This window comes from Geodermatophilus sp. CPCC 206100, assembly GCF_048569675.1.
In the GTDB taxonomy this organism is placed as follows: domain Bacteria; phylum Actinomycetota; class Actinomycetes; order Mycobacteriales; family Geodermatophilaceae; genus Geodermatophilus.
Genome location: NZ_JAQISV010000013.1, coordinates 1 through 12,634, shown reverse-complemented (window position 1 = coordinate 12,634; position 12,634 = coordinate 1). Strand labels below are relative to the sequence as shown.

General features: G+C 75.9%; 17 protein-coding genes. 11 read left to right on the top strand and 6 right to left on the bottom strand.

Annotation, left to right across the window (positions count from 1 at the left end; all coding sequences use genetic code 11):
• Window positions 1–50: 50 nt before the first annotated feature.
• The gene (locus tag PGN05_RS06975; RefSeq protein WP_419751811.1) at window positions 51–1,547 is read right to left on the bottom strand and encodes an NAD-dependent malic enzyme; all 1,497 of its coding nucleotides are present in this window, start codon (window positions 1,545–1,547) and stop codon (window positions 51–53) included.
• A gap of 145 nt (window positions 1,548–1,692) precedes the next feature.
• Between PGN05_RS06975 and PGN05_RS06970 the strand changes: the two genes are divergently transcribed.
• Together PGN05_RS06970 and PGN05_RS06965 are read left to right on the top strand one after the other, a co-directional pair.
• Window positions 1,693–2,037, top strand: a complete 345-nt coding sequence (locus PGN05_RS06970; protein ID WP_419751810.1) for a PadR family transcriptional regulator — start codon at window positions 1,693–1,695, stop codon at window positions 2,035–2,037.
• Complete coding sequence (locus PGN05_RS06965) at window positions 2,034–2,534, top strand: HAAS signaling domain-containing protein (protein ID WP_419751809.1); 501 nt, start codon at window positions 2,034–2,036, stop codon at window positions 2,532–2,534. Before PGN05_RS06970 ends, PGN05_RS06965 begins: the two co-directional genes overlap by 4 nt.
• A gap of 9 nt (window positions 2,535–2,543) precedes the next feature.
• Here the strand turns inward: PGN05_RS06965 and PGN05_RS06960 are convergent, their stop codons facing one another.
• From PGN05_RS06960 to PGN05_RS06950, 3 genes are read right to left on the bottom strand one after another with little or no spacing between them, the layout of a single operon-like run.
• On the bottom strand, window positions 2,544–2,984 hold the full coding sequence (locus tag PGN05_RS06960; RefSeq protein ID WP_419751808.1) for an SRPBCC domain-containing protein: 441 nt from the start codon (window positions 2,982–2,984) through the stop codon (window positions 2,544–2,546).
• A complete protein-coding gene (locus PGN05_RS06955; RefSeq protein ID WP_419751807.1) occupies window positions 2,984–3,784 on the bottom strand; it encodes a class I SAM-dependent methyltransferase in 801 nt (266 codons plus the stop codon). Before PGN05_RS06955 ends, PGN05_RS06960 begins: the two co-directional genes overlap by 1 nt.
• Window positions 3,785–3,803: 19 nt before the next feature.
• On the bottom strand, window positions 3,804–4,277 hold the full coding sequence (locus PGN05_RS06950; protein WP_419751806.1) for a DUF309 domain-containing protein: 474 nt from the start codon (window positions 4,275–4,277) through the stop codon (window positions 3,804–3,806).
• A gap of 116 nt (window positions 4,278–4,393) precedes the next feature.
• On the opposite strand from PGN05_RS06950, the gene PGN05_RS06945 reads away from it, so the two are divergent.
• From PGN05_RS06945 to egtE, 5 genes are all read left to right on the top strand, one after another.
• On the top strand, window positions 4,394–5,209 hold the full coding sequence (locus PGN05_RS06945) for a DUF4397 domain-containing protein (RefSeq protein WP_419751805.1): 816 nt from the start codon (window positions 4,394–4,396) through the stop codon (window positions 5,207–5,209).
• 25 nt (window positions 5,210–5,234) lie between these two features.
• Entirely contained in the window at window positions 5,235–5,873 is a 639-nt protein-coding gene (locus tag PGN05_RS06940; RefSeq protein WP_419751804.1) for a class F sortase, read from the top strand.
• Between the two features lie 92 nt (window positions 5,874–5,965).
• A complete protein-coding gene (locus tag PGN05_RS06935; RefSeq protein ID WP_419751803.1) occupies window positions 5,966–6,565 on the top strand; it encodes an RNA polymerase sigma factor in 600 nt (199 codons plus the stop codon).
• Entirely contained in the window at window positions 6,546–7,373 is an 828-nt protein-coding gene (locus PGN05_RS06930) for an anti-sigma factor domain-containing protein (protein ID WP_419751802.1), read from the top strand. Before PGN05_RS06935 ends, PGN05_RS06930 begins: the two co-directional genes overlap by 20 nt.
• Before the next feature lie 28 nt (window positions 7,374–7,401).
• Window positions 7,402–8,532 (top strand): ergothioneine biosynthesis PLP-dependent enzyme EgtE, encoded by a 1,131-nt coding sequence (egtE, locus tag PGN05_RS06925; protein WP_419751801.1) that lies wholly within the window; start codon window positions 7,402–7,404, stop codon window positions 8,530–8,532.
• Window positions 8,533–8,553: 21 nt separating this feature from the next.
• Here egtE and PGN05_RS06920 read toward each other — a convergent pair whose 3' ends face one another.
• Entirely contained in the window at window positions 8,554–8,856 is a 303-nt protein-coding gene (locus PGN05_RS06920; protein ID WP_419751800.1) for a DUF4333 domain-containing protein, read from the bottom strand.
• 122 nt (window positions 8,857–8,978) lie between these two features.
• On the opposite strand from PGN05_RS06920, the gene PGN05_RS06915 reads away from it, so the two are divergent.
• Window positions 8,979–9,140: a hypothetical protein gene (locus PGN05_RS06915; protein WP_419751799.1), complete on the top strand. Its 162-nt coding sequence runs from the start codon at window positions 8,979–8,981 to the stop codon at window positions 9,138–9,140.
• A gap of 40 nt (window positions 9,141–9,180) precedes the next feature.
• Here PGN05_RS06915 and PGN05_RS06910 read toward each other — a convergent pair whose 3' ends face one another.
• Entirely contained in the window at window positions 9,181–10,332 is a 1,152-nt protein-coding gene (locus PGN05_RS06910; protein WP_419751798.1) for an epoxide hydrolase family protein, read from the bottom strand.
• Between the two features lie 103 nt (window positions 10,333–10,435).
• On the opposite strand from PGN05_RS06910, the gene PGN05_RS06905 reads away from it, so the two are divergent.
• Genes PGN05_RS06905 through PGN05_RS06895 form a run of 3 tightly spaced genes read left to right on the top strand, consistent with a single transcriptional unit; the run spans window position 10,436 to window position 12,404 of the window.
• Window positions 10,436–10,795, top strand: a complete 360-nt coding sequence (locus tag PGN05_RS06905) for a GntR family transcriptional regulator (protein ID WP_419751797.1) — start codon at window positions 10,436–10,438, stop codon at window positions 10,793–10,795.
• Window positions 10,795–11,709: an ABC transporter ATP-binding protein gene (locus tag PGN05_RS06900; protein WP_419751796.1), complete on the top strand. Its 915-nt coding sequence runs from the start codon at window positions 10,795–10,797 to the stop codon at window positions 11,707–11,709. Before PGN05_RS06905 ends, PGN05_RS06900 begins: the two co-directional genes overlap by 1 nt.
• Window positions 11,706–12,404 (top strand): hypothetical protein, encoded by a 699-nt coding sequence (locus PGN05_RS06895; protein ID WP_419751795.1) that lies wholly within the window; start codon window positions 11,706–11,708, stop codon window positions 12,402–12,404. Before PGN05_RS06900 ends, PGN05_RS06895 begins: the two co-directional genes overlap by 4 nt.
• The last annotated feature ends 230 nt before the right edge of the window (window positions 12,405–12,634 follow it).

The following is a 12,634-nucleotide window of genomic DNA, read 5'->3' as shown; positions in this document are numbered from 1 at the left end:
CCCCGTCGGTTTCCGTGACAACCGACGAGAGCGGGAGGACGGGTCCTCCCTCAGGCGGTCCGGTCGCTGACGGGGGCGGTCGCGCCCGGCTCGTGCCGCGCCTGCTGGGCCACCGCGGCGGCGACGGCCGTGGCGACGGCCGGGTCGAAGACGCTGGGGATGATGTAGTTGGCGTTGAGCTGGTCGTCCTTCACGACCGCGGCGATCGCCTCGGCCGCCGCCAGCAGCATCCCGTCGCTGATCTCCCGAGCCCGCGCGTCCAGCAGGCCGCGGAAGACGCCGGGGAAGGCCAGCACGTTGTTGATCTGGTTGGGCAGGTCCGACCGGCCGGAGGCGACGACGGCGGCGTGCTGCCGGGCGCGCACCGGGTCGACCTCGGGCGTCGGGTTGGCCATCGGGAAGACCACCGCGTCGTCGGCCATGCGGGCCAGGGCCTCGACCGGCAGCACGTTGCCCGCGCTCACGCCGATGAAGACGTCGGCGCCGTCGAGCGCGTCGGGCAGCTCGCCGTGGACGCAGGCGGTGTTCGTGAGCCGGGCGAGGTCGCGCTTGGCCGGGGAGAGCCGCTCGTCGTCGGGCGCGAGGATGCCCTCGCGGTCCCACACCAGCACGTGCCGGGCGCCGGCCTCCAGCATCAGGTGCACGATCGCCGTGCCGGCCGCGCCGCCACCGGCCACGACGATCTTCACGTCCTCGAGCTGCTTGGCCACGACGCGCAGCGCGTTGCGCAGGGCGGCCAGCGCGACGATCGCCGTCCCGTGCTGGTCGTCGTGGAAGACCGGGATGTCGAGCTTCTCGCGCAGCCGGCGCTCGATCTCGAAGCAGCGCGGCGCGGCGATGTCCTCGAGGTTGATGCCGCCGAAGCCGGGGGCGATCAGCTCGACGGTGCGGACGATCTCGTCGACGTCCTGGGTGTCCAGGCAGATCGGCCAGGCGTCGATGTCGGCGAACCGCTTGAACAGGACCGCCTTCCCCTCCATGACCGGCATCGCCGCGCCGGGGCCGATGTCACCGAGGCCGAGGACGGCGGAGCCGTCGGTGACGACGGCGACCGTGTTGCCCTTGATCGTCAGCCGGCGGACGTCGTCGGGGTTGTCGGCCAGCGCCAGGCACACCCGCGCCACCCCGGGGGTGTAGGCCATCGACAGGTCGTCGCGGGTCTTCAGCGGCACCTTGGAGGCGACCTCCAGCTTGCCGCCCAGGTGCAGCAGGAAGGTCCGGTCGCTGACCTTGCGCACCTCCACCCCGGGCAGGCGGCGCAGGGCGTCCACCATCTCCTCGGAGTGCGGGGCGTCGGCGGCCGAGCAGGTGACGTCGACGGTGAGCCCGTCGGAGCGGGAGTCGACGACGTCGATCGCGGTCACGGCGCCGCCGGCCGAGCCGACCGCGGTGGCGATCCGGCCGATGGAGGCCGGGTCGCCGTCAGCGGTGAGCCGGACGGTGATCGAGTAGGACGCCGAGGTCACCGGCCCACGGGGCGGCGTCGCCGGCTCGCCGAGGGCGGTGTCGTCGGTGCTGGTCTGCGCAGCTGAGGTGTCGGTGCTCATGGCGGGTCCATGGTCGCACCGTCGGCTGCGTCACACCCCCTTGTGGTCATTGCGACCGGCGGCCCGCGGCCCCGGCACCGTTGCCCACCAGCACTGAGAGTCCGACTAGTTTGCGTCACTGACTAGTCGGCCCTACGCTCTAGTCGTGCCCGATGAGAACTGGCCGCCCGAGTGGCTCCGCGCCGTCCTCCCGCTCTGCGTCCTCGCCGTGGTGGCGCAGGAGGAGACCTACGGCTACGCCATCGCCCAGCGCCTGCAGGAGGCCGGTCTGGGCGTGGTCAAGGGCGGCACGCTCTACCCCGTCCTCAACCGGCTGGAGCAGGACGGGCTCGTCACGTCGTCGTGGCGGGAGGGCGCCGGCGGGCCGGGCCGCAAGTTCTTCACCGTCACCCCCCGGGGCACCGGCCACCTCGCCGAGCGCACCCGGGCCTGGGACACCTTCACCGAGCGGGCCGCCGGCCTGCTCCCGTCCGTGGGGAGCACCCGATGACCACCAGCACCGAGAGCTACCGCCGCGAGCTGCTGTTCGCGCTGCGCATGCGCCACGTCCCGCCGCAGCGGATCGGGGAGATCATCGCCGAGGTGGAGAGCCACGTGGCCGACACCGGCGAGAGCCCGCTGGAGGCCTTCGGTCCGGCGAAGGAGTACGCCGCCGGGTTCGCCGGCCCGCGGCCACGCGGAGCACGGACGGCGGGCGTCGTCCTGACCCTGCTGGGCGCGGCCTGCGGTTGGCTGATCGCGACCGGGGTGTTCGCGATGGTCCACCACGAGTCCGTGGCCGGCCTGCCCGCGTGGGTGGCGGTCGCGGTCGGCGCGCTGCTGTGGGTGCCGGCGCTGTTCACGCAGCTGCGCCGGCAGGCACCGGTGCCCGACCCGCGGACCGGTGACCGGCTGACCCCGGGCCCGGGCACGGTCGTGCTCGCGATGAGCGGCTTCATCCTCGCGCTCGCGGCGGCGACCTGGCTGGCCGCCGCCCTCACCGCCTGACCGGCGACCTCAGCCCGGCGGCCGCGACACCCGCCCCTCGGCCCGCGCCTTGAGCCCCGCGCAGAACTGGCGGAACGACGGGTGCAGGTCCGGGGTGGTGCGGGCGAGCAGGCCGGCGAGCGGGCCGCTGTGGTCCTCGCGGACGGTGAGCACCGTGCCGCCGCCCTCCTGCCCGTCCAGGTGGTAGGTCCGCTCGATGACGGCCAGGCCGAACGGCAGCCCACCGCGCCAGCGCATGACCTCGCCGGGCCGCAGCTCGGTGACGGTCACGACCAGCGGCCGGCTGCGGATCATCGTGGCGTAGAGGGTCAGCCGCTCCCCCAGGGCGACCCGGCCCTCCACCCGGTCGACGCCGGAGTCCCAGTCCCGCCAGCCGCCGACGTCGACCAGCGGCGCCCACACCTGCTCGGGGCTCGCGTCGATCCGGGTGGACGCCTCGAAGCTGCGCATCACGCGGCCCGGACGCCGGTGGTCTGCAGGTAGGTGTTGGGGACGACGATCCCCGGCCCGCCGCCGCGGGTGGCACTGCCCCACATGTCGCCGAACTCCCGCTCCAGCGCCGCGCGGCCGTCCTCGTCCAGCCGCTGCCAGGCCACGTGCACCGGGCCGAACCAGTCGCGGTAGCGCTGCCACTGCGCCGCCACCGAGGGGGCGGTGAACTCGACGGTGCGCTCGCTGTGCCGGACCTGGCGCAGCTCGCCGCGGCCGAACAGCCCGTCCACGCCGTCCTGCGTCCCCCACCGCAGCGGGTCCCCCGAGGCGTGCTCCGGGTCGTGCCGGGCGACCAGCGCGAGCAGCCGCCCACCGGGCGCGTCCGGCCGCCAGGCGGTCAGCCCCAGCCGGCCACCCGGGCGCAGCACCCTCAGCAGCTCGCGCGCGGCCTGCTCGGGATCGGCGGCGAACACCACGCCGAAGGTGGAGACCACGACGTCGAAGGACGCGTCGGGGAACGGCAGCTCCGCGGCGTCGGCGACCTCGGTGCCGATGGCCAGGCCCTCGACCTCGGCCCGGCGGACGGCGTACTCGAGCAGCTCGGGGACGAGGTCGCTGCACACCACGTCGGCGTCCCGGCGGGCGGCGGCCAGCGCGGTGTTGCCCGTGCCGCCGCCGACGTCGAGCAGCCGGTCGCCCGGGCGCACGCCCAGGTCGGCGACCAGGTGCTCGCTCGCGAGCACCAGCCGCACGCCGACCTTCTGGTAGTCCCCGGCCGCCCAGACCTCACGGCTGCGCGCGACGGTGGAGGCGGTCATGCCCGCAGTGTGCCCGGCGTCACAGCCCGGGGGTAGTCCGGGTGAGCCGGGGCGGCGGGACGGTCCCGGGAGGCCGCGCCCCGACGTCCCGGGCCCACGCGACCAGTCCGGCGACGTCGATCCGGTGCGGCGGGGCGGCCGCGTAGCCCGCCACGTTGCCCGCGCCGCGGTCGAGCAGGGTCGCCGCGCCCCGCTGGTTGCCGCGGGCGGCGTGGGTGAGGCCGACGGCGAGCTGCGCCAGCCCCCGCCACAGCTGCCGCTCGGCCGCCGGAGCGGACTTCCACGCGTCCTCGAGCACCTCGTGCGCGTGGAAGGGACGGCCGGCGTCCAGCAGCCGCTGGGCCTCGGCCAGCGCGTCGGCCGGCGCGCGCACCTGGCCCTCCGGCGCCCGCTCGACCCCCGGCGTCCCGTGCGGCAGGGGACGGCCCAGGGCGTCGCGCGGGCGGGCGCTGCGGGCCCGCCCGGTCGGGTCGCGGTCTCGGTCGGCAGCCACGGACCGATCCTCCCCCGGCCGGCCCGGCCGGCGGGCACGTGCATCCGGACGCCGCGACCGGCCGGAAGGAGGGGACACAGGCACCTCGCCCCCACACACCGGAAGGACCCGCACCCGTGCCCAGGACCCGCACCGCCCTCGTCGTCGCCGGCGCCACCGGCGCCCTGCTCACCCTCGGGGCGCCCCCCGCCCTCGCCGCCGACACCGCGACCGTCTCCGTGCTGCACGGCGTGCCGGACACCCCGGTCGACGTGTACGCCAACGGCGAGCGCCTGATCGACGACTTCCAGCCCGGCACGCTGACCGACCCGCTCGAGCTCCCCGGCGGCACCTACGACCTGGCGCTCTTCCCCGCCGACGCACCGGACGGCTCGGGCGACCCGCTGCTGTCGGCCGCCGGCGTCGCCGTCCCCGCCGGCGCGAACGCGACGGTCGTCGCCCACCTCGGCGCCGACGGCGCTCCGCAGCTCACCCCCTTCGTCAACGACACCTCCGCGGTCCCCGCCGGTCAGGCGCGGGTCGTCGTCCGGCACACCGCGGCCGCGCCCGCCGTCGACGTCCGCGCCGGCGGCCAGGTCGTCGCCCCCGGCCTGACCAACCCGGACGAGGCCACCCTGACCGTCCCCGCGGGCACGGTCAGCGCCGACGTCGTCCTGGCCGGCACCTCGACCGTCGCCATCGGGCCGGCCGACCTGACGCTGCCGGAGGGCGCGACCACGATCGTCTACGCCTGGGGCTCCCAGGAGGCCGGCTTCGAGCTCGCCGTCCAGACGATCTCCGGCTCGCACTCCGCGCCGTCCGGCGTGCCCGGCGGTACCGCCGGCCTGGCCGGTGACGAGGGTGGCCTCCCCGCACCGCTGGCCGCGGTGTCCCTCGCCGGCCTGGTCGCGGCCGGCCTCGCCGCCCGTCGGCTGGCCGGCAGCCGGGCGTGACCCGGACGCGCTGAGGAGGTCCGTCGTGCGTCGCGCCGTCGCCGGCGTCGTCCTGGGTCTGGCCGTCGCGGTCGGGACCCCGGCCGCCTGGGCACTGACCCGGGAGCCGGCGGCGGCCGGCGCGCCGCTCGAGCAGGCCCTCCCCGCCCCGGCGCCGGCGACCAACGCGCCGGCGGTCACGGCCCGGGACGCCGCGCCGGCGCCCGCGCCGGAGGTGCCGGCGCCGGCCCGCCTCGCCGTGCCCGCCCTCGGCATCGACGCCCCGGTCGACCCGGTCGGCGTGGCGGACGACGGGCGGATGGCGCTGCCCGCCGACGTGCACCGGGTCGGCTGGTACCGCTTCGGCCCGACGCCCGGAGCCGCCGGCTCGGCCGTGCTCGCGGGACACGTGGACGACCGGGCGCAGGGGCTGGGCGTCCTGGCCGCCCTGCGCACGGCCGACGCCGGCGTCGAGGTCGTCGTCACCGACGGCGCGGGGACGGCGACCCGCTGGCGGGTGGTGTCCCGGGAGGTGGTCCAGAAGCGGGAGCTGCCGCTGGACCGCGTCTTCGGCCGGACCGGCCCCCCACGGCTCGTGCTCGTCACCTGCGGCGGCCCGTTCCTGCCCGAGACCGGCAGCTACCGGGACAACGTGGTCGTCGTGGCGGAGCCGCTGCCGTGGTGAAGGATCTCGCTGCCCCCGATCGCCCGCAGGCGCGCGCCGGGGCCCTGCCGTGCGGCCGACCGACCGGGCGACGGGGGCCTAGGGTGCGTCGGGTGAGCACCGACGTCGCGCCGCTGCCCGGGGGCGACCCCGAGCCGGACGACGCCGAGGTCGGCCGGCGGTTCGCCGCCGGCGACGAGCAGGCCCTCGCCTGGGCCTACGAGCGCTTCGCGGGCCAGGTGCACGGCATGGCGGTGCGCGCCTTCGGCCCGGGCCCCGACGCCGAGGACGTCACCCAGCAGGTCTTCGTCTCCGCCTGGACCGGTCGCGCCGGGTACCGCCCGGACCAGGGGCCGCTGCCGGCCTGGCTGGTCGGCGTCTGCCGGCACAAGATCGCCGACGCCTGGGCCCGCCGCGACCGTCAGCGGCGCGCCGCGGAGGCCGCGATCGCCGAGGCGCAGGCCGCCCCGCCCCCCGGGGGCCCGCAGGTCGACACCGCCGTCGCCGATCGGGTGCTGCTGCTCGGCGAGCTGGACCAGATCGGCCAGCCGCAGCGGGGCATCATCGAACTGGCCTTCTTCGAGGACCTCACCCACGCCCAGATCGCGGCCCGCACCGGGCTGCCGCTGGGCACGGTGAAGAGCCACATCCGGCGCACCCTGGAGCGCCTGCGCACCCGGCTGGAGGTGGACGGTGCCGCACTGCACGCCTGAGCAGCTGGCCCTGGCCGCGCTCCGCGAGCCCCTGCCCGCCGACGACGCCGCGCACCTCGACACGTGCGGGCAGTGCCGCGCCGAGGTGGCCTCGCTGCGCCGCGGGGTGGCGGCGCTGGCCGTTCCGGAGTTCGCCACCCCGACCTCCGCCGTTCCGCCGCCGCCCGGCGTGTGGGCGGCGATCGCCGGCGCCACCGGTGTGACGGCCGCTCCCCGACCCGAGCGGGTGGCCGGTGCGGCTCCCGTCCGCCCGGCCGGAACCCTGCCCCCGGTGCCGGGCCCGCCGCCGCCGGAGGCCGTCGCGGCCCCCGACCAGGCGGTCCCTCCGGCCGCGACCGTCGCGCCGCCGGCGACCGTGGTCCCGCTGCGGCCTCGCCGATCCCGGCTGCTGCTGGCCGCGGCGGCCGCGCTGGTCGTCGGCGCCGGCATCGGCGCGGGGGCCGTGGCGCTCGGCGCGCGCGGCGGTGAGGGCCTCACCGTCACCGAGGTCGCGCTGGAGCCGCTGGACGACAGCGGCGCGTCGGGGGAGGCGCGCGTGCAGGAGCGGTCCGACGGCAGCCTGGTGCTCGAGGTCGACCTCACCGCCGCCGCGCTCGCGGGCGAGTTCTACGAGGTCTGGCTGCTCGACCCCGACGTCGAGCAGCTCGTGTCACTCGGGGTCGTGCAGGGCGGCGGCGAGGCGTCGTTCGCGCTCCCGCCCGGCATCGACCTCGGGGAGTACCCGATCGTCGACGTCTCCGTGGAGCCCCTGGACGGCGATCCGTCGCACTCCGGGGTGTCGGTGGCCCGGGGCGTGCTCGACAGCTGAGCCGCGACTCTCGCCTAGCGTGGAGCGCGTGACCCTGCTCCACCCCGACCTCGTCCACGAGGACCTCGGCGCCGCCTGGCGCACCGCCCGCCCCCGCCCCGCCGGGCGACACCTGGACACCGCGGCGTGCAGCCGGCAGAGCCACCGGGTGCTGGAGGCCGCGGCCCACCACGCCCGGCACGAGGCGGAGCTGGGCGGGTACGTCGCGGAGGCGACCGCGGACGACCTGCTCCAGCAGGGCCGGTCGGTGATCGGTGGACTGGTCGGGATGGCCGCGGCCGACGTCGCCTTCGTCGAGTCCGCGCAGGCGGCGCTCGTGGCGCTGCTGTCGGGCTGGCGCCTGCCGGCCGGCACGCGGGTGGCCTGCCTGCCCGGCGAGTACGCGCCGAACGTCGCGCAGTTGCGCGCCGCCGGGCTGGTCCCCGAGCCGCTGCCGGTGGACGGCCTCGGGCGAGCCGACCTCGACGGGGTGGCCCGGCTGCTCGCCACGGACCCGCCGCGGTTGGTGCACCTCACGCACATCGGCAGCCACCGGGGCATCGTCCAGCCCGCCCGCGAGGTCGCCGCGCTGTGCCGGGAGGCGGGGGTGCCGCTGGTGCTGGACGCCGCCCAGTCGCTCGGGCACGTCGACACCGACCTGGGCGCCGACGTCGTCTACTCGACGTCCCGCAAGTGGCTGGCCGGACCGCGCGGGGTCGGGGTGCTGTGCGTGCGCCCGCCGGTCGTGGCGGAGCTGACCGCGGTGCTGCCGGAGCCGCCCGACGTCCCGCCGCTGCGCGCCTTCGAGTCCGGCGAGGCGCACGTCGCCGGCCGGGTCGGCCTGGTGCTGGCGGTCGGCGAGCACCTGGCCGCCGGACCCGACCGGGTGCGCACCCGGCTGGCGGCCCTGGGCCGCGCCGGCCGGGAGGTGCTCGAGGGCGCCGCCGGGTGGCGGGTGGTCGAGCCGCTCGAGGAGCCCACCGCGACCACGACACTCCGCCCGCCGGACGGCGTCGACGTCGTCACCACCCGGGCCCGGCTGCTCACCGAGCACGGCATCGTGACGACGGCGATCGGCCGCGAGCGCGCGCCCGGCGAGATGACCGGCCCGGTGCTGCGCGTCTCCCCGCACCTGGACGCCACCGTCGACGACCTGGAGGCCCTGGCCGCCGCCCTGTAGGGCCGGCCCGGGGCCCGCGCGTCAGTCGACCGGCTCGATGTCGAACTCCGCCTGGTCGTCCTCGACCGAGGTCACGGTGATCCGGTAGGCGAACTCCTCGCCGGAGTCGGGGTCGGTGGCCGTGCACTCGGTCGTGGCGTCCACCTCCGCGTCGAGGTCCCCGGGACAGGACACCTCGGGGCTGACGCCGGTGGCCTTCTCCAGCGCGTCGGCCACCTGGGTCTCGAGCTCGGACTGCGCGACGGTGGACGAGCAGGAGGACACGGCGAGGGCCAGGACCGGCGCGGCGACGAGCAGGACCGGACGGCGGCCGGGACGGGACACGACGGGCTCCTCGGGGACGGCGCAGGGGAGGTCCGCCGACCCTAGCCGGGACCGGCGGCGCGGGTGGCGGGCGCGTGGACCGGGTAGCCCCGCCGCGCCCGTTCCCGAGCGAGGAGGCCCCCGTGTCCGAACCCACCGACGACCTGCGCGAGCGCGCCCGCGAGCACGTGCAGCAACTGCCCGCGGAGACGGCGCTCGGCAACGCCGACCCGGCCGGCGGGGTGTCCGAGGACCCGCAGGTGCTCGACCAGGCCGCCCGCGAGGAGGGCGAGCAGCAGTCCTGACGGTCGGGCGCCGTCGCGGCGCCAGCTGCCGGGCCGGGGTTCAGCCCCGTCCCGGCGCCGGCCGCAGCGGGCGGAAGAACTCCCGGACGTCGGCGACGAGGGCATCTGGTCGCTCCATCGCGGCGAAGTGCCCGCCGCGGTCGTGCTCGTGCCACATCCGCAGGTCCGGGAACTGCGCCTGCGCCCACTCGCGGGGCGGCTGCAGGATCTCGTGCGGGAACAGTGAGACGCCGGTGGGCACGGGCACGGTCGGCGTCCGGGCCGCCGGCTCCTGCGCCATCTCCCAGTACATGCGCGCCGACGACGTCGCGGAGCCGGTGAACCAGTAGATCGAGACGTGGTCGAGGATGCGGTCGGCCCCGAGCACGCCGATCGGGTCCCCGCCGCAGTCGGCCCAGGCGTGGAACTTCTCGAGGATCCAGGCGCACTGTCCGGACGGGGAGTCGCTCAGCCCGTAGCCCAGGGTCTGCGGCCGGGTGCGCTGCTGCTGGTTGTAGGCCGAGCCTTCGGTGCGGAAGTGGGTCTCCCGGTCCAGCGCCCGCTGCTCGCGCTCGGTGGTGGGGGTCCGGCCGGCCGGCGCCCCGGTGACGACCATGTTGAGGTGCACCCCGACGACCCGGTCGGGGTGGCGCGCGCCGAGGTTGGCCGAGACGAACGAGCCGATGTCCCCACCCTGGGCGCCGAACCGGTCGTAGCCGAGCCGGGTCATCAGCTCGGCCCAGGCGTCGGCGGTGCGCGTGAGACCCCAGCCGGGCGCCGTCGGCTTGCCGCTCCACCCGAACCCCGGCAGCGACGGGACGACGACCGAGAAGGCGTCCCGGGGGTCGTCGGGGTCGGTCAGCGGGCCGAGGACGTCGAGGAACTCCGCCACCGAGCCCGGCCAGCCGTGCGTGAGCACCAGCGGCAGCGCGTCGGGGTGGGGCGAGCGGGCGTGCAGGACGTGGATCGGCAGCCCGTCGACCTCGACCACCCCCTGCTCGACGGCGTTGAGCCGTGCCTGCCGGGCCGGCCAGTCGTACTCGTCCGCCCAGTAGCGGCACACCTCCTGCAGGACGTCGAGCGGGACCCCCTGGGACCAGTCGTCCACCGTGGGCGGATCCGGCCAGCGCGTGGCCCGGAGCCGGCGGCGCAGGTCCTCGACGTCTGCTTCCGGTACGTCGACGCTGGTGGGCCGCAGGGCGCTGTCGTCCATCGGGCCACCGTATCGGGGCTTGCGCTCCACAGATCGCTGGTTCTATGGTTCATTACATGAGTAATGAACCCACGGACCGGTGGGACGTGCCGCGGAACTCCTCGTGATCGAGGACGGCGCGCCGATCTTCCGGCAGATCGCCGACGAGATCGAGAACGCCATCGTCGACGGCTCCCTCCCCGAGGAGAGCCAGGCGCCCTCGTCCAACGAGCTCGCCGCCTTCCACCGCATCAACCCCGCCACGGCCGCCAAGGGCCTGAACCAGCTGGTCACCGACGGGGTCCTCTACAAGAGACGAGGAGTCGGGATGTTCGTCGCCACGGGCGCCCGGGAGCAGCTGCTCAAGCGCCGCCGCAGCGAGTTCGCCGACCAGTTCGTGCGCCCGCTGATGACAGAGGCACAGAAGCTCGGCATCTCCGTCCGGGAGCTCGCCGCCATGATCGACCGCTGGGAGGAGTCCTGATGACCGCCGTCGCCGAGGTCCGCGACGTGACCATGCGCTTCCGGGAGCACACGGCGCTGCAGGGCGTCAGCACCGCCCTGGAGCGCGACACCATCACCGGCCTGCTCGGCCGCAACGGAGCCGGCAAGACCACGCTCATGCAGCTGCTCACCGGTCACCGCCGGCCGACCAGCGGGCAGGTGCAGGTCCTCGGCGGCGACCCGTACGAGAACGACGACGTGCTCAGCGGGATCTGCTTCATCAAGGAGGGGCAGCGCTACCCCGACCACTTCCGGGTCCGGGACGCGCTCGACTCCGCCGCGATGCTGTTCCCCCAGTGGGACGCCGACCTGGCCGCCGCCCTCGTCCGGGACTTCGACCTCCCGCCCAAGCGGGCGATCAAGAAGCTCTCCCGCGGCATGAACTCCGCGGTGGGCATCGTCATCGGCCTCGCGTCCCGGGCGCCGGTCACGCTCTTCGACGAGCCCTACCTGGGCCTGGACGCCGTCGCGCGGCAGCTGTTCTACGACCGCCTGCTCGCCGACTACGCCGAGCACCCGCGCACCGTGGTCCTGTCCACGCACCTCATCGAGGAGATCGCCAGCCTGCTCGAGCGGGTCCTGCTGATCGACCGCGGCCGGGTGCTGCTCGACGCGGACGCCGACTCGTTGCGGGGCACCGCCCTGACCGTCACCGGACCGCGCGCCAAGGTGGACGCCTTCGCCGCCGCGCACGTGGTGCTGCACACCGAGTCCCTGGGCGGGCACAGCCGGGCCGTCGTCCGCCTGCGGCCCGGTACGGACGCCGAGGACGCCACGGCGGCCGGCCTCTCCTGGGAGGCCACCAACCTCCAGCAACTGGTCGTGGCCATGAGCCTGCAGACGGCTCAGGACCGCCCGGCCCGCATCTCCGACCTCGAGGAGGTCTCCCGGTGAACCGCGTCCTGTCCGCCGCCCGCCTGCACGTGGTGCACCCGCTGGTCGTCTTCGGGGTGCCGTGGATGGTCGGGTCGATCAGTTTCGTCATCAACTGGGCGATCTGGGCGCTCGCCGACGTGCCCGAGCACGACCCGAACAACTTCACCGGCGGCGTCACGGCCCTCTACATCACCGTGTGCGTCGTCTTCGTCCAGGCCCTCACCCAGATGCTGCCCTTCGCGATGGGCGTCAGCCTCAGCCGGCGCACCTACTGGCTCGGGACCGCGCTGGTCGGCGTGCTGTCGGCGCTCGGCTACGGCGTCGCCCTCGCCGTTCTCAACGAGATCGGGAAGGCCACCGGCGGGTGGGGTGTGAACCTCAACTTCTGGGTGCCGACGCCGCTGCTGGCCGACAACTTCGCCCTGCAGGTGCTCTACTCCGGCGGGCCGATGCTGGCGCTCATCTTCGTGGGCATCGCGATCGGTGTCGTGCAGAAGCGCTGGGGCACCGACGCACTGTGGGCCCTGCTCCTCGCCACCGTCGTCGTCCTCGGCGGACTCGCCGTCCTGATCACGGGGCTCGACGCCTGGGGCGCCGTGTGGGCCTGGCTGACCGCCCGGTCGGGCCTGACCCTGGCGTTCGCGATCCCGGCCGCCATCGCTGCGGTGGTCGCCGCGGCCTCCTACGGGGGGATCCGCCGGGTCGTCCCCTGAGCCGGCCGCCGCGCGATCGTCGACCCCTTCGTCCCGGGACGAAGGGGTCGACGCGCGTCCGGCTCCGAGACACCGCGTGTGGACGCGATCGGGTCCGGACACGCGTCAGGGCCCCCAGCGGTGCTGGGGGCCCTGACGGGAGTGGTTGTCCGGCGGCGTCCTACTCTCCCACCCCGTCTCCAGGGCAGTACCATCGGCGCTGAGAGGCTTAGCTTCCGGGTTCGGAATGA